We start from the raw sequence: 410 nt of genomic DNA, 5'->3' as shown, positions 1-410 counted from the left end.
CTAGGCTGCTTCATCCCTGATGTTTGTCGGAGCCAAGTCGAGTAGCTGGGCCACTATCGCTATCGCTGAACCGTGTTACTTCTTAACAGAAGTACGGGATGGGGACAGCGAGCAGGGAGCAAACGCTCGATGAGGGGGGAGACGAAGGAGCTTGGTGACCGCTATGTTCTAACGAACGTGGTCCGCGGCGGCGCGCAGGCGACTGTGGTCAAGGCGCTGGACAAGCAGTCTGCGGCACTCGTCGCGGTCAAGCGCGTCAAGTTCGGACCCGACGACCAGCGGGCCCGCGAAGGGTTCCAGCGCGAGGCGACGATGCTTCAGACGCTGGACCACCCTAACATTGTTCGCCTGATCGAGATCGGTCGTGATCCGGAGAATAACTGGTATCTCGTCCTCGAATGGATCGACGA

At 59.8% G+C, this 410-nt stretch carries 1 protein-coding gene; it reads left to right on the top strand.

Annotation, left to right across the window (positions count from 1 at the left end):
* Nucleotides 1–129: 129 nt before the first annotated feature.
* Nucleotides 130–410 (top strand): protein kinase domain-containing protein (locus AC2JF9_RS09930; protein WP_500727441.1); only part of this gene is annotated, 281 nt, incomplete at its 3' end.

The organism is Lactobacillus sp. C449L, assembly GCF_059900815.1.
Note: the sequence above shows the minus strand (reverse complement) of the source record. Positions and strands in the feature narration are given on the sequence as shown.